The sequence below is a fragment of the Collinsella sp. AF23-2 genome, assembly GCF_003459245.1.
GTDB lineage: Bacteria > Actinomycetota > Coriobacteriia > Coriobacteriales > Coriobacteriaceae > Collinsella.
On the sequence record NZ_QRVG01000002.1, the window covers coordinates 53,973 to 76,630 of the forward strand.

A 22,658-nucleotide genomic window follows, 5' to 3' on the forward strand; every position below is an offset into this window, starting at 1 on the left:
TATGCCGGTTTACTACGATGAATTGGCGTAGCTCGAGCATGGCTAAAATTGTAAAAAGAAAACCGCAGGTAGAACGCCTGCGGTTTTCTTTTAAAACGCGATGTGTTCGCATATTCCGAATTCATCGTAGTAAACCGGCATAGTTTTGTGGGAACGGTACATAACGACCCTTACTAAAACCTACTCCACGACCTTATCCGGCTGGATGAGCTCCTCGTAGTAGCTGATATGCTCGCGCGCGTCCTCGATTTCGGGCAGCAGGAAGTTGTAGATAACCTCGATGATCATCGTGGCGCTGATCTTGGAGAACGCAAAGTCGCCCGTCGTCAGCAGTGCTTCGTGGTTGACGGTATTAAAGGTGTAGTCTGCCAGGCGCGCGAGCGGGGATTTGCTGTCGCTGCTGATGACGACTATTGTTGCGCCGCAGTCGCGAGCCGCTTTTGCCATGCGATTCAGTCGACGCGATTTGCCGGAGTTTGAGATGAGCACGATGACATCACCTGGACGCAACGTGAGCGCAAAGCCGATTGATGTCTCGCTAATGGTGCTCGCCATGCAGCGCAGGCCCAGCTGCGAAAACTTAAACGTCGCATCGAGCGCGACCGCGTTCGTATTGCCCACAGCTGCAAACTCAATAACCCCTGCATGCTTAAGGGCATGCACAACAGCCGCCAGCGTATCGTGGTCGATCCCGTCGATGGTCGCATTAAGCTCGCTCACCTTGGCAGCCAGAATGTTCTTGAGGCTCTGCTCCATATTGTCGAGCGAGACCTCGTCAGTCAGGCCCTCGTTGCGCTGGCTTTCCAAATCCCTTGCCAACGAAAACTGAAAGCTGCGGAAGCTACCAAAGCCAAGCTTGCGGCAGAAGCGCGAAACGGTCGCCTCGGACGTGGCGGCGGCGCGCGAGAGCTGAGCCGCCGTGAGGCGTGGCGCCTCGGACTGGTGCTCCAGTATATAGTCGACAATGCGCTGCTCGGACTCGCTGTATCCCTGATGGGTACTAATGAGGGAAAGTGCGCTCTTGCTACTATCGGACATGGATGGCTCCTGGTTGGCATGAAAATCGGACTCGCTTTGTAATGTCATAGTATAGGGGGATTTTCAATTACAAGATACACCTTGCCGTTTCAAGAGTTGATGGTAAACTTTCACCTACCGTTTACGGTTATGAAAGAACCTTTCACCGGAGAATTGCGCCCTGTCTCTTCTCACGCGGACGGTAGGTTGGTATCTTTCAGTTGTGGAAAAGCGCGCAAGGACGCGCGTGTAGGGGAGCGCCTGCGGGCGCAAAACTTAAAAAGGAGGGACACATGGCTAAGTTTGACATCATCGCCGCGACCGGTTGCCCGACCGGCATTGCGCACACCTTCATGGCGAAGGAGGCGCTGGAGAAGGCAGCTGCCGAGCGCGGTCTGACCATTAAGGTCGAGACTCATGGCCAGGTCGGTGTCGAGAACGAGCTCACCAAGAGCGAGATCGCCGGTGCCAAGGCCGTCGTCGTCGCAGCCGATAAGGATGTCCAGGCTGAGCGTTTCGCCGGCAAGCCCATGGTTTCCGTTGGTGTTTCCAAGGCCCTGTCCGTTGAGGCCGCCGGTAAGCTGATTGACCGCGCACTTGCCGCCAAGGGCGACAGCACGGTTGCGGCCGCTGCCGATGTCGAGGACGAGGTCGAGGAGAAGGAGTCCATCGGCCACGTCATCTATAAGCACCTCATGAACGGCGTCAGCCACATGCTGGTCTTCGTCGTTGCCGGTGGTGTTCTGACCGCCGTTTCGTTCCTGTGGGGCATCACGTCCTTCGATTCGACGGCTGCCGACTACAACAGCTTCGCCGCTATGCTCAAGATCATCGGCGGCATTGCCATGAACCTCATGGTTCCGGTGCTTTCCGCCTACATCGCCGAGTCCATCGGCAAGCGCCCGGCGCTCGTCCCCGGTTTTGTTGCCGGTATGATCGCCATCCAGGGCCTGCCTGTTAACGCCGAGACCGGCATGATCGACGCCGGTGGCGCCGGCGTGGGCTTCGGCTTCCTGGGCGGCATCGTCGGTGGCTTCCTCGCCGGTTATGTCATCCTGCTGCTCGAGAAGGTCTTTGCCGGTCTGCCCAAGAACCTGGACGGCCTCAAGGCAATCTTTTTGTACCCGCTGTTCTCGACGGCTATCGTCGGCCTGGTCATGCTCGGCATTTCCGGCCCCATGGCTGCCATCAACACCGCCATGATGGACTTCCTCAAGGGCCTGTCCGCCTCTGGCGCCGTTGTCCTGGGTCTTGCCATCGGCTGCATGTGTGCCTTTGACATGGGTGGCCCGGTTAACAAGGCTGCTTACGTCACCGGTACCGCTATGCTCACCGAGGCCCTGGCCGCCGGTGTTGGCACCGACACCTATAACTTCGGCACCAACTTCATGGCTGCCGTCTCCGCCGCTTGCATCGTTCCGCCGCTGATCACCACCTTCGCCGTCGTTGTCGGCAAGAAGTACTTCAGCCAGGAGGATCATGACGCCGGTATCGTCAACCTCATCCTTGGTTGCACCCACATCACCGAGGGCGCCATTCCGTTCATGACCAAGAACATCTGGCCCGTTATGCCCATCATGATGCTCGGTTCCTCTATCGCTTCGATCCTGACCATTATGTTCAACGTCCACGATCCGGCGCCTCACGGTGGCTTCCTGGTCCTGCCCGTTGTCGAGAACGGTCCCCTGTGGGTCCTCGCGATCCTCATCGGCGCCGTGGTCGGCGGCATCCTTTTCGTGGCCTTCAAGAAGTACGACTTCGAGAAGAACCAGAAGGTCGCTCCTGCAGCCAAGCCGGCCGAGGCTCCCAAGCCCGCTGCTGTCGAGGCCCCCAAGGCCGAGGCTGCCGACTTCGTGAAGGTCGAGAATGTCTTTGTCGCCGAGGACTTCGCTTCTCGTGACGAGGCCCTGAGCTTCGTTTCCAACCAGGCTGTCAAGGCCGGTATCGCCGGCGACGCCGACGCCGTGATGAACGCCTTCCTGGCCCGCGAGGCCGAGGGCACCACGGGCATGATGGAGGGCTTCGCCATCCCGCATGCCAAGTCCGACGCCATTACCGAGGCTGCCGTCATCGTCGTCAAGGACGAGTCCGGCGTGACCGGTTGGGACACCATGGACGGCGCTCCCGTCAACGTGGCCATCGCGCTGCTCATCCCGGGTGCCCAGGCTGGCACCACGCACCTCAAGATCCTGTCCAAGGTCGCCGAGGCGCTCATGGACGAGGACTTCCGTGCCACTGTCAAGGGTTCCACCGACGCCGCCGAGATCGCCAAGACGATCAACGCCCGCCTGGTCTAATTCCACGGTACGCGAATAACATCGCCCCCTGTAAAAAAGGCGGAGACCCTCTCCAGGGCCTCCGCCTTTTTTCATGCCCCCCTTAAGTTGCGGTGAAATAGGGACTGTTTAAACGTTTCAACCCCATAATCAGTCCATATTTCACCGCAAGTTAGAAGAAGGGGATAGCGCTGCCTGTCTATCGGATCGTCCGGGCGGACAAATATTCAGCCTGAATTCCTTTCAGCCGACATTACTCTGGATCGACCGAGTTTCCGCAGCTTGCTCGCCCACAGGGGCCCGTGCGCGGCCTGTGAGATTTATCGCGAGTTCCGCACGAGCCGAAGAGCACTTAATGTGCTCTTCGTGCGAGCAGGACTGTAGAGCAGGAAATCTCACAGGCCGCGCACGGGCCCCTGTGGGCGAGCAAGCGGACGACAAACACATCTGTCCAATAATTCGTCTGAAACACAATGAAAAACCGTTTGATGTGAGTTAATATAAACAACGTCGTGAATCTGACTCCTGCCACATGCATGACAGGGGTTAAACACAAAAAAGGAGTCAACTATGGTTTCTGAGAAGGCTACCCTCGTTAATCCTCAGGGTCTGCACATGCGTCCGGCTGGTCTGTTCGCCTCCACCATGGGCAAGTACGCCTGTGACGTGACGGTCGTCACCCCCGAGAAGGAGGTCAACGGCAAGTCCCCGATGGCCCTCATGGCTGCTGGTATCCCCTGCGGCACCGAGGTCGAGGTCAAGTGCGACGGCGCTGACGAGGCCGAGGCTCTGGCTGCTGCCATCGAGCTCATCAAGAGCGGTCTTGGCGAGTAGAACTCAAACGGGTCGCATGTTGAACAACTAAGTTCATATTTGGGGGCGCAGTGACCTGTTGTAAGGTAGCTGCGCTCTTTTGTCATGGATATGGCAAAACGCTTTATCACATGACACGGAGAGAGGAATGGGAATGTATCAGGGAGTCAACGCTTCCGAGGGCATCGGTATCGGCACCGTCATGGTCGCCGTCGATCCCGACTTGACGTTTGAGCCGCACGAGGTTGCTGATTCGGCCGCAGAGAAGGAGCGCTATCAGACCGCTCTTTCGGTCTTCTGCGAGAAGACCCAGGCTCAGGCCGACCACATGAAGGAGACGGTGGGCGAGGCCGAGGCCGAGATCATGAGCGGACACATTGTCCTGGCTCAGGACCCGGGCATGACCGACGCCATCAACGCCGCCATTGACGGCGGCACCTGCGCCGAGCAGGCGCTCATGGACACCTCGACCATGTTCGAGAACATGTTCCTGTCCATGGACGACGAGATGTTCCGTCTGCGCGCCGCCGACATCGCCGACATCCGCACCGGTATTCTGGCCGAGCTGCTGGGCAAGGAGGTCGTCGACCTCTCCGTCCTGCCCGAGAACACCGTCGTTGTCGTGCACGACCTCACGCCGTCCATGACCGCCACGATCGATAAGGCCCACGTTGCCGGTATCGTCACCGAGACCGGTGGCCGCACGTCGCACTCCGCGATTATTGCGCGCGCCCTCGAGATCCCGGCTGTCCTTTCGGTTTCCAACAGCTGCACCGCGCTGCGCAACGGTATGACCGTTGTCGTCGACGGCGGCAAGGGTATCGTCGAGGCCGATCCCGACGAGGAGACGCTCGCCGCTTACACTGCCAAGGCCGAGGCTTTCGCTGCCGAGAAGGCAGCCCTCGAGGCCTTCCGTGGCAAGCCGTCCGTGACTGCCGATGGCATCAAGAAGATCATCGCCTGCAACATCGGTAACCCCGATGACGTGCCCAACGCGCTCGATCACGACGCCGAGGCTATCGGTCTGTTCCGCTCCGAGTTCCTGTTCATGGACTCTGCTGAGCTTCCTTCCGAGGAGGAGCAGTTCAACGCCTACCGTAAGGTCGCCAGCGCGCTCAAGGGTGCTCCGGTCATCATCCGCACGCTCGATGTGGGCGGCGACAAGGAGATTCCGTATCTGCACATGGTCAAGGAAGATAACCCCTTCATGGGCTTCCGCGCCGTGCGTTACTGCCTGGCCAATCCCGACCAGTACAAGGTACAGCTCCGCGCTCTGCTGCGCGCTAGCGCCTTCGGTGACGTCAAGATCATGATCCCGCTCGTCACCTGCGTCGAGGAGGTCTTGGCTGTCAAGGAGCTCGTCGAGCAGTGCAAGGCCGAGCTGACCGAAGAGGGTCGCAAGTTCAACGAGAACATCGAGGTCGGCATCATGGTCGAGACGCCCGCCGCTTCGCTGCTCGCAGACCGTCTGGCCGAGGTCGCCGACTTCTTCTCTATCGGCACCAACGACCTGATCGGATACACCATGTGCGCCGACCGTGGCAACGACACCATCTCTAACCTGTACCAGGTGTACTATCCCGCCGTGCTCCGCTCGCTCAAGAACATCATCGAGAGCGGCGTTAAGGCCGGCATCATGGTCGGTATGTGCGGCGAGGCCGCTGCCGATCCGCTGCTCGAGCCGCTGCTGATCAGCTGGGGCCTGGAGGAGTTCTCGATGAGCGCTCCGTCGATCCTACGCGCCCGCAAGACCATCAGCCAGTGGACCAAGGCCGAGTGCGACGAGCTCGCCGAGAAGGCGCTCGCCTGTAACACCGCCGCCGAGGTCAAGGCACTGCTTGAGTCCGCAGCTCGCTAATTTGGTATCAGAGGTATCCGCGTGGTTGGAATGGGCCGGCCACGCGGCCCTCACATATACAGGGGGTACTGTAAATGTTCTACACGCTAACCGCTAACCCGGCTGTCGACATGACGGTTTCGAGCTCTCCGCTCGAGCCCGACGAGAACGTCCGCACCGGCTCGGCCAGCTACACGGCTAACGGCAAGGGCCTCGACGTGTCCTTCGCCTTTAAGAAGATGGGCGTCGACACCGTCGCGCTCGGCTTCTTCGCTGGCTTCACGGGCAAGTTCATCGTCGAGGAGGTCATGAACCTGGGTTGCCTCTGCCGCCCGGTCTGGACCGACGGTATCACGCGCATTAACACCTACGTCAACGATGGCCAGCACGAGTACGGCATCCTGAACCCTGGCGCTCCTATTACGCCGCAGCACCAGGAGGAGCTCTACAACATCCTGGACACCGCGGGCGATCTTGAGTGCCTGATCGTCTCCGGCTCCGTGCCTCCCAAAGCTACGCCCGACTTCCTGGCTCAGGTCATGGAGCACGCTCAGGCTCGTGGCGCCGACGTCGTCCTGGACCTGTCCTCCGACAAGCTCAAGGAGCTCGCTCACAAGAAGCCGCTGCTCATCAAGCCGAACCATCACGAGATGAAGGCCATCTTCGGCGTGCCGGTCGACACCGACGACGAGGTTCGCGTTGCCATGAAGATGGCTCACGACGCTGGCGTTCAGAACGTGCTGCTCACCCGTGGTAGCCGCGGCGACGCTTACTTCTCCAACGGCGAGGACATCTGGTACGCCAAGCGTGAGTTCAACATCAAGCTGGTTTCTTCCGTCTGCGCCGGCGACTGCACCCTCGCTGCGTTCCTGCACAAGTGGTACAGGGATCGCGACAACGTCGAGGAGGCCATGAAGCTCGCTATGGCCACCGGCGCCAACGTTGCCGAGTCCGTCGGCATCGGCGACTTCGGTCACGTCGACGAGTACAGCAAGCGCGTTGCTGTCCGCAAGCTCGATCGTCAGTAATCGAAACGCGACATATTCGTGCGCATGCGGCGCCCCGGTTTCGGCCAGGGCGCCTTTTTTGTTCGGCCATGGGGGAGAGGTGTCCTTCCGTACTTCATCGCTTCCACACCGTTCGCCGAGTTGTCCTAGCCTTTTACCGATGTGTGGAATATACTTTCATTAACACGTTGCTTCGTGAAAGGAACATTCATGATTTACACGCTCACTGCAAATCCCGCCATTGACTACAACATCGCCTGCGACGGCCTTGCTGCCAACACCGTCACGCGTACCCGCAACGCCGTCTACACGCCCAACGGCAAGGGTCTCAACGTCTCGTTTACGCTTGACCACTACGGTGTCGACACCACGATCTTGGGCTTTTTCGCCGGCTTCTCGGGCGAGTTTATCGTTAAGGGCGCTGAGGCCCTGGGCGTGCCCGTCAAGCCCGTGTGGACCGACGGCATCACGCGCGTCAACGTGTTCCTCAATGCCGGCCCCGACACCGAGTACAACATGGTCAACGCCGGTGCCGCCATCAACGATGCCAACGAGCAGGAGATGTTTGAGCTTATCGATTCGCTTGATGACATGACCTGCCTGGTCATCAGCGGCTCGCTGCCTCCCAACACTTCCGAGGGCTTCCTGGCCGAGGTCCTGCGCCGCGTCAAGGCCAAGGGGGCCGAGTTCGTCCTCGATATCTCGAGCCATCAGTTGGCCGACCTCATTGCTATGGAGCCGCTCCTCATTAAGCCTAACGACGACGAGCTGCTCGACATCTTTGGCATTAAGGTGAGCGGCGGCGACGACGAGTCCGTTAAGGGTGCCATGGCCGAGCTGCACGCCAAGGGCGCCAAGAACGTGCTGCTGACCCTCGGCGGTGCCGGTGCGTACTTCTCCAACGGCGAGCACATCTGGTTTGCCAAGCGCACCTTTGACGTCAAGCTGTTGTCGACGGTGTGCGCCGGCGATTCCTCACTGGCCGCCTTCCTGTCTGTGTGGCACGACGCCCCCGAGCGTGTTGAGGACGCTCTGCGTCTCTCGATGGCCACCGGTGCCAACGTGGTCGAGTGCCCGGGCCTGGGCGATTTTGCTAAGGTCGATGAGTATCAGAAGGGCATCGCCATCCGTCAGGTCTGCTAACGCAGCGCACGGACCTTGCATCTTTGCTTTGTAGAGCACCCGTCTCGGATTGCCGAGGCGGGTGCTTTTTCATGTTTGTAGTCGATGCCTTGGGATCCAATCGTGCTTGAAGCGCGTTCGCGTGTGCGCCCGCTCTCATTTCTTGCTAGACTTCATGGAAACCATCAATCGATATGCCCGCAATTGCAGGAGGCCACAGGAATGTGCAATGTTTCGCTCAACGCTACGCAGCCGTCAGCTGCCTCTCTGCGCGTGCTGTGCGCTCTTGAGGATGCTGGTCTTGAGGCCTGGTACGTGGGCGGTTGGGTGCGCGACGCCCTGATGGGTTGCCCCAGCCACGATGTTGATATGTGCTGTAGCGGCCTGTGGCAGGAGTCCAAGGTGGCGCTCGAGGCCGCTGGTATCGCGGTCGTGGAGTCGGGCATTAAATTTGGCGGAATCACGGCTATTTCCGATTGCGAGCGTATCGAGGTCACCACGTACCGTCTGGATGGCTTTTACACCGATGGTCGCCATCCCCAGAGTGTGGAGCGTGCCGCCTCGCTCGAGGACGATCTGGCGCGCCGCGACTTTACCGTCAACGCTATGGCATGGCATCCCGAGCGCGGGCTTGTCGACCGCTACGACGGCCAGGGTGACTTGGAGCGCAAGCTGATTCGCGCTGTCGGCGATCCCAAGCGTCGCTTTAACGAGGACGCCCTGCGCATGTTGCGTGCGGTGCGCTTTGCCTGCCGCCTGGACTTTATGATTGAGCCCGAGACTAAGCGCGCGCTTGCCGAGTGCGCGCCGCTGCTCGACGCCGTGGCGCGCGAGCGTGTGGGTATTGAGCTTGAGGGCATTCTTTCGACCGGTCATGGGGGAGACGCGATGCTGCGCTACCCCGAGCTCATCTGTGCCTCTGTGCCTGAGCTGGCAGCGGGTCGCGGCTTTGATCAGCGAAGTGTCTATCATGCGTTTAACGTTTACGAGCATATCGCCCGTGTGCTGACGGTGGCAGGGGAGCTTGCGCTGTGCGACGGCGTCGCGCCCTCGTCGAGCCTTATGTGGGCGGCGTTTTTGCACGATGTGTCCAAGCCCGATTGTTTCACGGTCGATCACGCCGGCAGCGGACACTTCTACGGTCATCCCGAGCTCGGCGCCAAGAAAGCGCGCGTCATTATGGATCGCCTGGCGCTCTCGCACGACCTGGTGCGCGACGTGTGCCTGCTCATCAAATATCACGACAAGCCGCTGCGCCCCGAGCGCTCCTGCCTGCTCAATATGATGCGCGCGCTTTCGGGCGAGGGCGTCGACACGCCGCGTTTGATGGACGAGCTCATGGATCTTAAGCGTGCCGACACGCTCGGCAAGGCCCCGTCGTGCTTCTATTACGTTGAGACGATTGAGGAGATGCGCGCGATGGCGCACGAGCTGCTGAAGGCGGGGGAGCCCTATACGCTCAAGATGCTCGCCATCAACGGCGGCGACCTGATCCGTGCCGGTGTGAAGCCGGGGCCTGAGCTAGGCCAACTACTCAACGCTGCCCTCGATGCCGTTATCGAGGACAACATCCCCAACGAGCGCGAAGCTCTTTTGGTTCATCTCAACTTGAATTAGCTACCAAGTTTACCTGCGTATTCCATAACCTGCCGACAATTTTTCGGCAATTTGGAATTTCTTCTTGCGCTGACGTTTTTTGTCCCGTAATATATTTCCTCGCAGCACGGCAGTGCAGATGTCATGTGGCCCGTTCGTCTAGCGGTTTAGGACGCCGCCCTCTCAAGGCGGAGATCACCAGTTCGAATCTGGTACGGGCTACCACTTCTTTTCTGCTGAGGCTTATGGCCCGTTCGTCTAGCGGTTTAGGACGCCGCCCTCTCAAGGCGGAGATCACCAGTTCGAATCTGGTACGGGCTACCACGCATCTGATACCCGGTCTTCCCTTGGAAGGTCGGGTTTTTTATTTTCAAACAACCGTCTGCAATTCCCGTTTGAACCAGAGCTTTGCGTTCTGTCTATGGCCCTTACGGGTACAATATCCAAGATATTTTGACTGTTAGAAGGAGTCTCATGACGGAGTCCTCTCAGCATACGTCTAAGCCCCAGGTCGAGGTTGAGGCCTCGGGCGGAGATGACAATAAGAGCGCACGCCGCGGCGCCATCTTTATCGGCGTCGTGCTGGTGGGTTATATCGTCTATCTGGTGGTAACCGGGCAGATGGGGCAGTTCTGGGCCGCAATGTCGAGCGTCCAGGCGCCATGGCTCGTTGTCGCGTGTCTCTGCATGTTCATGTATCTGTTCTTTGGCATTGTGGCCTATGCGATCGCCGTCTGGCTCGACCCATATTCGCCCGTCGGTATTCGCGACCTCATTTCGGTCGAGGCGAGCGGCATCTTCTTTGGCAACCTTACGCCCATGATGATGGGCTCGACTCCCGCCCAGATCTACCGCCTGACCAAAGCGGGCCAAAACGTCGGCGAGGCCGGAGCCACGCAGTTCACGCGCTTTATCGTGTACCAGTTTGGACTCGTTGCCTGGGGCGCTATCCTACTGCTTGCTCGCATGCCGTTTTTTGCCGAGCGCTATGGCGACATGACGCTGCTGTGCGTCTTTAGCTTTGGTGGACACTGCTGCATCTTGCTTGGCATCTTCGCCGTCGCGCTCATGCCTAAGACCGTCACGCGCGTCGCCCATTGCATCATTAATTGGCTCGAGCGCATAGGCGTCTCGTCCACTAAGATCGAGGGATGGCGCACGTTTGTCGATGGCGAGATCTACTCGTTCTCCGAGAAGTTCAAGCTTTCGGCTGGCCACTTTTCGTCCATGCTGCTCACGGTGGTCATCACCATGCTGCAGCTCGCGTTTTTCTACCTCGTGCCGTATTTCCTGATGCTTGCCTTTGGCCACCACGAGGTCGACTTTTTCTCGGTCATGGCCGCGAGCGCCTTTGTCCAGCTGCTGAGCTCTGCGGTCCCCCTGCCCGGTGGAACTGGTGGCGCTGAGGGCGGCTTTGCATTGTTCTTGGGTCATTTCTTTGGGTCGGCTTCGACCGCTGGCTATCTGCTGTGGCGCCTCATTACGTTTATTGCGCCGACCATTTTGGCTGCGCCCCTGCTGGGCCTTAAGAGCGCCCACAACGAGAGCATCCATGCGCGCTGGGATCGCGTGATGCGCAAGCTCGGCCGCACGCCTCAGACGCCCTCTGCGCCCACTATGCCGCACCCCACGAATGCTGTTACCGTTGATCCCAAGAAGCGCGCTCAGAAGGCTTCTGGGACCGCTAAGCCGGCTCATAAAGCCTATGTGCGCCAGACAGGCGATGGTATTCGCGTATCTCCGTCGGCACTCAATAAGAAGAAGCATCCCAAGTCGCAGTAGGGCAGTCGTGCGTTCTTCATGATGCGGGGCATATTTGTGCTGTATGGGGGATAATCCTCTTACGTAGATTATCTCTCATCTGTTGATGAATGCTCGCATATCGAAGGGACACGCCCATGGCAACCAGCAAACCGCGTCTTGATCGTCGCATCATTCGCAGCCGTAATGCCATCCTTTCGGCTTTCGAGCGCCTGCTCATGGAAAAGCCGCTGGCAGACATTACGGTGAGTGCCATCGCGCGCGAGGCCAATGTCGACCGCAAGACCTTTTACGTTCACTTTGGTACGGTTGACGGCCTGCTCGATGCCATTGCCGTCGATGTGGTGGAGATGATTGTCGACTCGGTCGAGAAAACGCTTGCTTCTATGGACGGTGACACCAGCGAGCGCGCTCTTGGCGCGGCGGCGACCTTCTTTAAAACCGTTAATGAGGCGCTGTGCAACAACTTAGTGCTCAATCGTCAGCTGATCGAGAATATTCCGCTCGATGATTTCATGGCTCGTCTTCGTGCGCCGCTCGAACATGAGATTGCCGAGCGCGATCTGCTGCCCCAAGGTCTCAAGGACGAGATGTTCGACTATTATCTGGCGTTTTTGCTGTCGGGTATTATCGGTATCTATCGCACGTGGGCACTGTCTGACGGCTCGGTTCCTATCGAGCGCGTCTCTGAGGTCGCCAACGACCTGACTCTCAACGGTCTGTCGAGTCTGGAATCTCGCTTCGAATAGCATCGATAATTCAACAACTTAAAGAAGTTGCGGTGGAATAGGGATTGTTTTGGTTATTGGAAGGCCGTTCCGGTCCCTATTTCACCGCAACTTAGTAAAACTGTTTTGATGGTAAGGCGGAGCAGCCTCGAAGATGAGCCTCGAGACTGCTCCGCTTCATTTCTGAGCGTTTGTCGTGTAGGGCAGCATTAATCGCCGTTTTTGAGTATGCGGCCCTGTTTTTCGAACTTGTGCATGTCGCTATCGGCCATGCCCTGCGACTTGTCCTCGTGACGCTTGGCGTATAACGGATCGTCGAAGTCGTTCCAGATGCGGTCGGCGACAGGTGACCATGCCTCGGCGGCAGCCTGGGTCTTTTCGCGCAGCTGCTCGGGTGACTCCTTCTCGATTAGGTCGGTGCTCATTGCGCCACTCTCGGCGACCAGTTTTGGCAGCACGTCGGGATTCTCGAGCATGGGGCATGGTTTGAGGTAGTTGTCGTTAAACGGCATGTTCTCGTAGTACTTCATAAAGAGGGGAGAGCGCAGCGCGTCGAGTAAGCTCACATCGTGGATGTTGGCGTTTGAGTAGTGGATGAACACGCACGGCTCCACGTCTCCGGCGGCGTTGATGTGCAGGTAGCGGCGGCCGCCGGCGATACATCCGCCTACAAACTCGCCGTCGTTTTGGAAGTCGAGCGTAAACAGCGGCTTCTTCTCACGCATTTCGCGGATAAAGTGATACATGTGCTCGCGCTGCTTGGGCGTGGGCATGAGCTCGGGGGTTGCATTGCGGCCAACCGGCATAAAGTGGAAGTACCAGCAGAAGAGTGCTCCCTCGCCGATCATCCAGTCCATGTTCTCCTCGGTAGCAACCGTATCGGCATTGGCGCTGGTCCAACAGGTGGAGATACCAAACGGCAAGTCGCGCTCGCGCAGGAGTTTCATGGCGTGCTCGATCTTTGCGTAGGTACCCTCGCCGCGACGGGCGTCGGTGGTGTGCTCATTGCCCTCGGCGCTGATGGCGGGGACAAAATTACCTACGCGAATCATATCGTCGCAGAAGGCCTCGTCGATCAGCGTGGAGTTGGTAAAGCAGAGAAACACGCAGTCCTGATGTTTTTCGCAAATTCTGATCAGGTCGTGCTTGCGGACGAGCGGCTCGCCGCCGGTATAGATGTAGATATGCGTACCGAGCTCTTTGCCCTGTGTAACGATAGAGTCGATGTCTTCGAACGAGAGATTCTGCTTGTAGCCGTACTCGGCGGCCCAGCAGCCCGTGCAATGCAGGTTGCAGGCGCTCGTGGGATCGAGCAGGATGGCCCACGGAACGTTGCACTGGTACTTTTCGCGGTTCTTTTCCTGCTCTGGCCAAGCAAGCAGGTTAGCGTCGACAATGAGGGTCTTAAGCAGCTTGGTTCGCATCTGGGGATTAAGGCTGAACACACGCATGATCAGGTCATACCAATTGCCGCGGCTCTTGATGACATTGGTGAATGCCTCTCGCTGTACAGGAAATACGCGATTGGGGACCAGCTTGTTCACGAGGTCCATGATTTTGTCGATGTTTTCTTGCGGGTTGTCGTCGAGATAATCGATGAGCTTGTTGAGCGCTGCACGCTCTGCTGACTGTGTAAGCGACATGGGTATATCCTTTCACGTGTGCTCTGTGTGTGATAATACCCACTTGTGGATTAAACGAAGTCTAAAGATTTGTAATGTGTCTATTCAACGAATCAATTTAATTTGGGGTGAAGCGTTATAGCGGATGCTCTCTAAGTTGCGGTGAAATAGTGTCAGATGGGGATGCGGACGATTTCTTGGACCGCGCCTAGGCGTATCCAATTGGAATCCTCCGATTCGCCTTTGCACGCTTGCATGACCTCGATACCATGCGAGCGTGCGAACTCGATGAGCTCTGCGTTGCGGGCGTTTATGGTGCCGAAGGCGGCGGGGCACACGATAAGGCGCGCGCAGTGGACGAGGAGCTCTTTGGCGCGGGCTATGGTTTTATCCCCGATCGGCTCGAAGGCGCGCTCGGCCACGCATTCCGTCGCCAGGTCGCGCGCGAGCTCGCAGTCGATGTCCCCTTCGTGCAGAACGCCCGCGTAGAACGCCTTGCCCTGCCGGATGAGCTGGCGAAACACAGCCGACCCCGTACCTGCGCCGGCGATGACGAACGTGTGCGCATCGCCGTGTGGGCGCCCAATTTCCACGCTGCCGAAGCGCTCGTTGAAGGTGCCATGTTGAAGGCCGTAGAGCTCGCCAATCGTCTCGCGCGTGAATATGTCCTCGGGTGCGCCGGCGCGGAAGACCCGGCCGTCCTTCACGCAAATCACTTTGTCGGCGCTTTTCTGCGCGAGCTCGAGTTCGTGGATGGACATGATGACAGCCACATTCCGCGATTTCGCAAGGTGGCGAAGTATTCGCAGCAGGTCGATCTGGTAGCGGATATCGAGATACGATGTGGGCTCGTCGAGCACGAGCACACGCGGATCCTGCGCGATGGCGCGTGCGAGCATGACGCGCTGGCGTTGCCCGTCGCTTATCTGCATGAAGTCGCGCTCGGCGAGCTCTTCCACATGTGCGGTTTTCATGGCCTCGTCGACCCGACTATGGTCGTCGGGCGAGAGTGTGCCCATTCGCCCGGTGTAGGGATGCCTTCCCGCCTCTACGATATCGCGGCAGGTGAGGAGCTCGGTCCGGGGGCGATCTGTCAGCATAACGGCAAGGTTCCTTGCGAACTCCGCCGTCTTCCATCGGGAAATCTCCCGCCCGTCGAGCTCGACCGCGCCGGCAAGCGGTGCCAGATGGCGTGTGATGGTTTTCAAGATGGTCGACTTGCCCGAGCCGTTCGGCCCGATGAGTGCCACGACGTCGCCCGCGCGAACCTCCAGATCGACGCCTTCGACTACGACCTTCTTGTCGTAGCCCGCCGACAGGTCGCTTATGCGGAAAAGCGGCGCTCCGTCAGCCTGCGTTGCGACCGGGGTTTCGAGGTTCGACTCCGCTCGGAGGAGGCGTCCCGTGCGCAGTTCCGCACGAGCCGAAAGTGCATTCTGGCGCTTTCGTGCGAGCTCAGGATTGTCTAAGCATGGAATGTCCCCTCCGAGCGTTTTGGGCTGCGGCACGAATTTCCCCATCTACCTCACCCGCTTCTTCAACATGAGTGCGATAACCACCGGCGCGCCGAAGATGGCGGTGACGGCGCTGATGGAAAGCTCGACGGGGGAAAACAGCGTGCGCGCGATCAAATCGCAGCCCGCGCAGAAGATGGCGCCTCCCAAGAAGCACGCAGGAATCACTCGGATGGGCTTCGACGACTTCAGCGCCGACTTAACGAGATGCGGAACCGCGATGCCTACGAACGACACCGGACCAGCGAACGCGGTCACGCAGGCGGAGAGCATGCTCGCTAGAAGGACGAGCACCACGCGGAAGCGTGCGACGTTCACGCCGACGCTTTTCGCGTAGGCTTCTCCCAGCTGGAAGGCGGAAAGGGGCTTCGATATCGCGAATACGCATGCGCTCACGGTGATCACCACGACCGCGATGACCGCGACGTCGTCCCAGCTCGAACCCGAGAAGCTACCCAAAGACCAGTTGTGCAGGTTCACGATGGACTGGTCGTCGGCGAAGGCGATGAGGAAGTTCGTCGCCGCCGAGCAGATGTATCCCACCATGACGCCCGCCACGATGAGCATGGCCATGGAACTTATGCGCCGTGCGATGAGGAGCACGAAGCCGATGGTGATAAGCGAGCCCAGAAACGCTGCGACCACCATGGCCGGCGAGGACATGGCCTGGTTCGCGCCCAGAAGTACGATCATCGTAAGCGCGACGACGAACTTTGCGCCCGAGGAGACGCCCAAGATGAACGGGTCGGCGATGGGGTTGTTGAAAAACGTCTGCAGCAGGAACCCGGAGAGGGAAAGCGCCCCGCCGAGAAGCACGGCTGAAAGCACACGCGGCAGGCGAATCTCCCAGATGACTTGGCTTTCCATGGAATTGGCCGCGCCGCCCGAAAGGATGCCGGGGATGTGGTCTGCGGGCACGAGCACGCTCCCGATGCACAGGTTGGCCCCGACGAGCACGATGAGGGCAACGGCGAGCAGCGCCGTCACGACGCGACACCGCGCGGCGCGCCCCGATTCGTCGTATGTCATGGAAAGTCGGCTTCTCATGGTGCTAGCCGAGCTTCCTCAGATAATGGAAGTCGCTCGCGTCATCGCCGGTGAACGCCCCGTGCAGCTCGTCGATAATGTCGGCGGTAGAAGTCATCTGCTGGTACATGTCGGCGCTTGTGACCCAGACGTTGCCGTTCTTCACGGCTTTGAACTGCGACAATAGCGCGTTTTTGCCTACGAAGTCGTTCAAGGTGGCAACCGATTCGTCGATGGTGCCGTTGTAGACGATGATGTCGGCATCCTTCGCCGTCGCGTAGAAGCGCTCCATTTCGAGCGTTACTGACGAACCTGACGTCGACGCCGTCTGCGCGTCATCGAGCGCGTAGTTGCCGCCTGCAAGCTCGATCATCTGCGCCACGTAGTCGCCCGCCCGCCGCGTGACGGCGGCCCCGTTCGAGTTAATGTAGAAATACGCCACGGTTTTACCTGACGACGCAAGCCTCGACGTTTGCTCGACGCGGGCCTTCTGCTCGTTGAACAGGTGCGCGGCCTCGTCTTCCTTGTCGAATAGGACGCCGAAAAGCTTAATCCACTCGACGCGCCCGAGTGCTTCGGGCTCGCTCGACGACTGTTCGGTGAGCACGACGAGTCCGAGCTTCTGCAGCTTTTCCTTCACATCGGGCGTGTGGTTGATCATAGTGTTCTCGATGGCGAGCGTGCAGCCCGAGGCCGATATTCGCTCGTAGTCGGGCGCGCTGTACTTGCCGCCGTAGGCGATCGCCCCACTTTCGAGCGCGCTTTTGAAGCCCGCGACCGAGCAATCGTCGGCCTTCGTGCCCGACATAATGATATTGTCGTTCGCATCGAGCGCGTCGACCAGGCACATCGTCGCCGACGACACGAGGTACACCTTGTCGGCGGGGCGCCTTATGACCGCGATGTCGGAGCTCAACCCATCAGGTACCTTTGCATTTTGCGGCACCACGAGGAAGCGCTCCCCGTTCGAAATGCAGATAAGCCGCAGGCCGCCTTCGTACTCGTCGACAGTGAAGTGCTCGGCGTATTCAAGCTGAAGCGTCCCCGTCGGCTTCCAGCCGCAGCCCAAATCGGCGTTGTGGAAGTCGGCCGCGGCGTTTGAAGCCGTTCCCGCAGGGGAGCCGCCGCTTGCTTCGTCGCCCGATTTCTCCTTCATGGTGGATGAATCGAAGTGGAGCGTGTAGTCGATGGTGTGCGGCGTTGACATGGCGACGGTCTCGGCCGACACGGCGATGTCCTCGTCGAGCGTGACGGGTATCTCGAACGTGGAGTTGCCGCCGTCGTTTACGGGCGCGTAGTCTACGCCGTCGACGGTCATCTTGTCGTAGTTCGAACTCGACCAGGTGATGGTCGCGGTGTAGGCGTCGCCATCCTTCACAATTGTGGTGGGTGAGGCGATGCTTGCGCGCCCTGACCCGCCGGCAAGCGAGACGCTCACAGTGTATTCCTGAGAGCCTGCCGTGCCACCGGTCGCGTTCGGGCTCGCACTGCACCCCGCGAAGGGAAGCGCGAGCAGGGCGACGAGAACGCAGGCGATCGCGCGCACCGCGATGCTGCGACGCTTCCTGCTTTCCCCCTTGGGAAGAATCGACCGCATGGCGTTACTTCTGTGCGTCGGCGCGCAGATCGACGCCGGCGGATTCGAACACGAGCGTGCGGTCGTACCACTGCTCTTTTCTAATACTCCACGCGGCGCAGGCGGTGTCCTCGTCGAGCGCTTCAACGGGCACGTCGTAGGTGTACTTGCCTTCCGCGTTTTCCACATAGGGGATGAAGTCGGCCTCGCTCGCGGCGGCAGCCTCGTCGCCCGTGCCCATGAAGAGCTTGCCGTAGCCCGTGCCGGAAAGCGTCATCACGCAGTGCATGGAGCCGTTTTCCACGATGAGCTGGGCGTCCACAATCCTGAACATGTTCGAGCTGGAATCTACGGTGATCGGATAGGTGCCGTCGGCCACCTTGTCGGCGGTGATGGGGGCAGCGCTTGCGCCCTCGGGCGCATCGGCCGCCTGTTCGGTCTTTTCCTGGGAATCGGCATCGCTTGCCTTTGCGCTGTCGATTGAATTTCCGCCGCAGCCGGCGAGCGAGAACGCGAAAAGCGCCGCTGACAGGGCGAAGGCGAGGGTTTTCTTCAACATGGAGGGGGTTCCTTTCAATCGCTTCGACCGCCCGCGCCGTGCGGTGGGCTGACGGGATGCGAATGCAACGGGCATGCGCCGTCAGTCGGGGAAGGCGCATGCCCGTTGCACGGGGACGCGACCGGCGCCCCCGTGCGCGGCGAGTTTACAGCTTGGCGATGGCGTCGTCCACGTGCGAGACGTAGATTTCGTCGACCGCGACGTTCTGTCCCAGACCCTGGAGCAGGCACGTCACTTCGAAGCCGGCGGCCACGAACTTCGCAGCCCAGCTGTCGGGGTCGGTCTCGTCTGCCATGTCGTTGTTCGCGTGGTCGCCCGCGACCACCATGAACGGCGCGAGCACGGCCTTCTTGTAGCCTGCGGCGCTCGCGGCGGCGATAACATCCTCGCAGGTCGGTTCAGCCTCGACGGTGCCGACGAAGAACTGCGTCAAGCCCTCGTTCTTAAACACTTCCTGCATCTTGGCATAGTCGGCGTTGGAATCGGCTTCGGTGCCGTGACCCATGAGGCACAGCGCCGTCTTGCCGTCGTCGAAGGACGCCATGTTCTCCTTAATGGCTGCGGCCACCTTCTTGTAGTCGTCGTCGGAGGTGAGCAGCGGGTCGCCGAGCGAGATCTTGTCGAACTTGTCGGCGTACTTGTCGAGCTCGTCTTTCACGTCGGTGTATTCCAGGCCACCCATGAGATGCGTCGGCTGCACGACGATTTCCTTCACGCCGTCTTCCACGCAGCGGTCGAGCGCCTCGGTCATGTTGTCGATCGTGATGCCGTCGCGCTTCTTCAGCTTGTCGATGATGATCTGCGCGGTGAAGGCGCGGCGGATGTCGTAGTCCTGCCAGTACTTCTCGCGGATAGCGTCTTCGATGGCGCCGATGGTAATGTGGCGCGAGTCGTTGTAGCTCGTGCCGAAGCTCGTGACGAGGATGACCGGCTTCACGGCCTTCTCCTTTTCACTCGATTTCTCGGAACTCGCGGAGGTGTTGGAGCAGCCCGCGAGCGCGACTCCGGCGAGCGCGACGGCTCCGGTTGCTGCGGCGCCCATGAAGCCGCGGCGTGACATCTGGTCGGACATGGTATTTCCTTTCCTCGGTTTGCCGGTCCCCCGGCGACAGTTGCTTGTCGGCACAAGCGAAAGAAAAGCGCACCCCTCGGGGTTCACAAGGAGCTAACGCCACGGCGATGCCGTGAGGAAAAGGCGAAGCAGTCTGGCTTGGGGCGCGAGGCGGTTCGCCCGCGCGTCCTATACAGTAATGTCCCTTGCCCAGGATTCCCACCTGGTTCCCTCCGCAAGCCAGCGCGGGCTGTGCGGGCGCCGCGCCGGTCATTTCCTTTTATCCGATTGTCATATGCTCGTTGCCGAAACTTTTACTATGATAGTGGGCACTTGTGAACGTGTCAAAGCCAGGGCGGGCGGCATTGCGCCTCCTGCCTGCGTATTTGCGCCGATTGCCGCTGCGGGCGCCGTGTTTTGCCTGCTGCGCGAATGGCGGCGTAAACGGTTGCGATGAGAAACGGGAAGGGAAGGCTCGGATGATTCATATCGTTGGCGCAGGCTCGGGCGCCGCCGACCTTATCACGCTGCGCGGGGCGCGCCTTCTGCGCGCAGCCGACGTGGTCGTTTGGGCGGGAAGCCTTGTGAACCCCGAGCTGCTCGCTGAGTGCAAGGAATCCTGCATCGTCTACGACAGCGCGCACATGACCTTGGAGGAAGTGCTCGACGTGATGTGCGCGGCAGATGCGCGGGGCGAGGAAGTGGTGCGCCTGCACACGGGCGACCCGTGCCTGTACGGCGCCATCCAGGAGCAGATGGACGCGCTCGACGCGCGCGGCGTGGACTACGAGGTGGTGCCCGGCGTGTCGAGCTTTTGCGGTGCCGCGGCGGCGCTTCGCCAGGAATACACGCTGCCGGGAATCAGCCAGTCGGTCGTGATCACGCGGCTTTCCGGACGTACCCCCATGCCCGCGGGCGAGGGCATGCGCACCATGGCGGAAAGCGGCTCGACTATGGTCATCTTCCTGAGCTCGGGTATGCTCGCCGAGCTTTCCGCCGAGCTTTTGGCCGCGGGCCGCAGCTCCGACGAGCCGGCGGCGCTCGTGTACAAGGCGACCTGGCCTGAGGAACGCGTGGTGCGCTGCACAGTGGGCACGCTCGCCGATGCGGGCGCGCGAGAGGGCATCGACCGCACGGCACTTGTGGTGGTGGGCCGCGTGCTCGGAGCTCGCGGCGGGCTTGCGCACGACGGCGCGCAAGCGGAGTCGTACGAGCGCAGCAAGCTTTACGACCCTTCGTTTGCCACGGGGTATCGGAAGGCGAGCAGCTAGCGTGGCCTTCGAGCACTACATATATACCGGGACGACCCGCCTGCGCTGCGGCTACACCACGGGGAGCTGCGCCGCGCTCGCGGCGAAGGCGGCCTGCGAGATGCTCTTGTCACGAAAGCCCGTCGGCCTCGTGTCGATCGTCACCCCCGGCGGGCTGCCCGTCGAGGCGAACGTGGTCGACGCATGCATCGGCGAGGGGTGTGCCCAGTGCGCCGTGCGAAAGGACGCAGGCGACGATGCCGATGTGACCGACGGCGTGCTCGTGTACGCGCGCGTGGAACATGCGGGGTCCGGCACGGGCGCTGCGGGCAGCAAGGGCGTGCCCACGCGCGAATCGGAAGTTTCCGTCGATGGCGGCGTGGGCGTGGGGCGCGTGACGCTGCCCGGGCTCGAGCAGCCGGTGGGGGCGGCCGCCATCAACGCGACGCCGCGCGCGATGATCACTTCGGCGGTGCGCGAGGTGTGCGCCGCGCACGGCTTTTCTGGAAATATTGCTGTGACGATTTCGGTACCCGAGGGCGTTTCCCTTGCCGAAAAGACCTTCAACCCGCACCTGGGGATAGAGGGCGGCATCTCCATCCTGGGCACGACGGGCATCGTCGAGCCGCGCAGCCTCGCTGCCTTGCGCGACAGCATCGTGCTCGAGATCCGGCAGCATGCGGCTATGGGGCGGCGCGGAGTCGTGCTCACGCCCGGCAACTACGGCGGGCAGTTCATCTCGGGGCATTTCCACCTAAACGGTGCGCCGGTGGTCTTCATCTCCAACTTTGTGGGCGATGCGATTGATTGCTGCGTTCGCGAGGGATTCACCAATGTCCTTCTTGTGGGACACATCGGCAAGCTGGTTAAGGTCGCCGGCGGCATCATGGACACCCATTCGCGTACCGCCGACTGCCGCGCGGAGATTCTGGCCGCCCACGCGGCCTTGGCCGGCGCGGGCGCGAAGACCGTGCGCGAGATCATGTCGTCGGTCACGACCACGGCGGCGCTCGAGGTAATCGAGGCCGCCGGCGTGGGGGACGCTGCGCGCGCATCGCTCGCTGCGGCAATCGAGGACAGGTTGCGCCGCCGCGCGGCGGGCGCATGCGACATCGCCGCGGTCGTGTTCGACGCCGAGCGCCGCGAGCTTTTCCGCACGTCGGGCGCCGATGCAGTTATCGGGGAATTGGGGGCGACGTATGAATAAAGGCGTGCTGTACGGGGTGGGCACGGGGCCTGGCGACCCCGAGCTGCTCACGATCAAGGCCGTCCGCACAATCGAATCGTGTCCGGTCATCGCCGCACCGCAGACGGCGGACGGGGCCATGGTCGCGCTCGACATCGTACGCGGCGCCGTCGACCTTACAGGCAAGACGGTGATCCCCGTGCGATTCTCGATGACGCGCGACGTCGAGCGCCGCGCGGCCGAGCATGCCTCGCTTGTTCGCGAGCTTGTCGCGCACCTGGATGCGGTCCGCGACGTCGCGCTGCTGAACCTGGGGGACCCGAGCATCTACGCCACCTTCCAGCGCATAGCGCCCGACGTGCGCGCCCGCGGGTTCGAGGCGCGCGCCATTCCCGGCGTGCCGAGCTTCTGTGCGGTCGCCGCGGCGCTCGAGCGCGACCTCACGCCCGAGATGTCGTCGCCTCTGCACATCGTGCCCGGCGGCTACGACGACGTGCGCCGCGCAATCGGCTGGCCGGGGACGAAGGTGGTCATGAAGGCGCGCCGCTCGCTTGCGGACACGAAGCACATCCTTCGCGAGGAGGGCGCCTTCGACGGTGCCGAGCTCGTAGAGGACTGTGGGCTTCCGGGCGAGCGCGTGTACCGCTCGGTCGACGATGTGCCCGATCGGGGCAGCTACTTCTCGACGATGGTGGTGCGCTAGATGAGGGTTTCCTG

General features: G+C 60.7%; 18 protein-coding genes and 2 tRNA genes. 13 read left to right on the forward strand and 7 right to left on the reverse strand.

The genetic code is table 11. The features are described from left to right. Nucleotides 1-180 precede the first annotated feature (180 nt). A complete protein-coding gene (locus tag DWY03_RS01845; RefSeq protein ID WP_231500809.1) occupies nucleotides 181-1,038 on the reverse strand; it encodes a MurR/RpiR family transcriptional regulator in 858 nt (285 codons plus the stop codon). Nucleotides 1,039-1,310: 272 nt separating this feature from the next. On the opposite strand from DWY03_RS01845, the gene DWY03_RS01850 reads away from it, so the two are divergent. From DWY03_RS01850 to DWY03_RS01895, 10 genes are all read left to right on the forward strand, one after another. Next, nucleotides 1,311-3,314, forward strand: coding sequence for a fructose-specific PTS transporter subunit EIIC (locus DWY03_RS01850; protein ID WP_117837197.1), 2,004 nt, complete (start codon nucleotides 1,311-1,313; stop codon nucleotides 3,312-3,314). A gap of 549 nt (nucleotides 3,315-3,863) precedes the next feature. Beyond that, nucleotides 3,864-4,127 (forward strand): HPr family phosphocarrier protein, encoded by a 264-nt coding sequence (locus DWY03_RS01855; RefSeq protein ID WP_022094575.1) that lies wholly within the window; start codon nucleotides 3,864-3,866, stop codon nucleotides 4,125-4,127. Between the two features lie 133 nt (nucleotides 4,128-4,260). Then, nucleotides 4,261-5,964, forward strand: coding sequence for a phosphoenolpyruvate--protein phosphotransferase (gene ptsP, locus DWY03_RS01860; protein WP_117757234.1), 1,704 nt, complete (start codon nucleotides 4,261-4,263; stop codon nucleotides 5,962-5,964). 74 nt (nucleotides 5,965-6,038) lie between these two features. Then, complete coding sequence (locus tag DWY03_RS01865) at nucleotides 6,039-6,971, forward strand: 1-phosphofructokinase family hexose kinase (RefSeq protein WP_006233969.1); 933 nt, start codon at nucleotides 6,039-6,041, stop codon at nucleotides 6,969-6,971. A 189-nt stretch (nucleotides 6,972-7,160) separates the two neighbouring features. Further along, a complete protein-coding gene (locus tag DWY03_RS01870; protein WP_117820247.1) occupies nucleotides 7,161-8,093 on the forward strand; it encodes a 1-phosphofructokinase family hexose kinase in 933 nt (310 codons plus the stop codon). Between the two features lie 201 nt (nucleotides 8,094-8,294). After that, nucleotides 8,295-9,689: a CCA tRNA nucleotidyltransferase gene (locus DWY03_RS01875; RefSeq protein ID WP_117820246.1), complete on the forward strand. Its 1,395-nt coding sequence runs from the start codon at nucleotides 8,295-8,297 to the stop codon at nucleotides 9,687-9,689. A 127-nt stretch (nucleotides 9,690-9,816) separates the two neighbouring features. Next, nucleotides 9,817-9,893, forward strand: a tRNA-Glu gene (locus tag DWY03_RS01880). Nucleotides 9,894-9,915: 22 nt separating this feature from the next. After that, nucleotides 9,916-9,992, forward strand: a tRNA-Glu gene (locus tag DWY03_RS01885). 150 nt (nucleotides 9,993-10,142) lie between these two features. Further along, nucleotides 10,143-11,450, forward strand: coding sequence for a lysylphosphatidylglycerol synthase transmembrane domain-containing protein (locus DWY03_RS01890; RefSeq protein WP_117820245.1), 1,308 nt, complete (start codon nucleotides 10,143-10,145; stop codon nucleotides 11,448-11,450). A gap of 116 nt (nucleotides 11,451-11,566) precedes the next feature. Further along, nucleotides 11,567-12,178, forward strand: coding sequence for a TetR/AcrR family transcriptional regulator (locus tag DWY03_RS01895; protein ID WP_158558596.1), 612 nt, complete (start codon nucleotides 11,567-11,569; stop codon nucleotides 12,176-12,178). A gap of 188 nt (nucleotides 12,179-12,366) precedes the next feature. Here DWY03_RS01895 and DWY03_RS01900 read toward each other — a convergent pair whose 3' ends face one another. From DWY03_RS01900 to DWY03_RS01925, 6 genes are all read right to left on the reverse strand, one after another. Next, nucleotides 12,367-13,800, reverse strand: coding sequence for a radical SAM protein (locus DWY03_RS01900; protein ID WP_117837195.1), 1,434 nt, complete (start codon nucleotides 13,798-13,800; stop codon nucleotides 12,367-12,369). Between the two features lie 152 nt (nucleotides 13,801-13,952). Then, on the reverse strand, nucleotides 13,953-15,287 hold the full coding sequence (locus tag DWY03_RS01905) for an ABC transporter ATP-binding protein (protein WP_233506802.1): 1,335 nt from the start codon (nucleotides 15,285-15,287) through the stop codon (nucleotides 13,953-13,955). 12 nt (nucleotides 15,288-15,299) lie between these two features. Further along, nucleotides 15,300-16,322 carry an iron ABC transporter permease gene (locus tag DWY03_RS01910; protein WP_117837193.1) on the reverse strand — a complete coding sequence of 341 codons (1,023 nt, stop codon included), beginning with the start codon at nucleotides 16,320-16,322 and terminating at the stop codon, nucleotides 15,300-15,302. A gap of 22 nt (nucleotides 16,323-16,344) precedes the next feature. After that, nucleotides 16,345-17,916, reverse strand: coding sequence for an ABC transporter substrate-binding protein (locus tag DWY03_RS01915; RefSeq protein ID WP_117837192.1), 1,572 nt, complete (start codon nucleotides 17,914-17,916; stop codon nucleotides 16,345-16,347). Nucleotides 17,917-17,920: 4 nt separating this feature from the next. After that, nucleotides 17,921-18,454 (reverse strand): hypothetical protein, encoded by a 534-nt coding sequence (locus DWY03_RS01920; RefSeq protein ID WP_117837191.1) that lies wholly within the window; start codon nucleotides 18,452-18,454, stop codon nucleotides 17,921-17,923. Between the two features lie 145 nt (nucleotides 18,455-18,599). Further along, on the reverse strand, nucleotides 18,600-19,526 hold the full coding sequence (locus DWY03_RS01925) for a sirohydrochlorin cobaltochelatase (RefSeq protein WP_117837190.1): 927 nt from the start codon (nucleotides 19,524-19,526) through the stop codon (nucleotides 18,600-18,602). A gap of 458 nt (nucleotides 19,527-19,984) precedes the next feature. On the opposite strand from DWY03_RS01925, the gene cobM reads away from it, so the two are divergent. The 3 genes from cobM to cobI are packed head-to-tail and all read left to right on the forward strand — an operon-like array spanning nucleotide 19,985 to nucleotide 22,644. Next, nucleotides 19,985-20,776, forward strand: coding sequence for a precorrin-4 C(11)-methyltransferase (gene cobM, locus DWY03_RS01930; protein WP_022094563.1), 792 nt, complete (start codon nucleotides 19,985-19,987; stop codon nucleotides 20,774-20,776). Nucleotide 20,777: 1 nt separating this feature from the next. Continuing rightward, complete coding sequence (gene cbiD / locus DWY03_RS01935) at nucleotides 20,778-21,962, forward strand: cobalt-precorrin-5B (C(1))-methyltransferase CbiD (protein ID WP_255413190.1); 1,185 nt, start codon at nucleotides 20,778-20,780, stop codon at nucleotides 21,960-21,962. Then, nucleotides 21,955-22,644, forward strand: coding sequence for a precorrin-2 C(20)-methyltransferase (gene cobI, locus DWY03_RS01940; protein ID WP_117837189.1), 690 nt, complete (start codon nucleotides 21,955-21,957; stop codon nucleotides 22,642-22,644). The genes cbiD and cobI overlap by 8 nt, the downstream gene beginning before the upstream one ends. The last annotated feature ends 14 nt before the right edge of the window (nucleotides 22,645-22,658 follow it).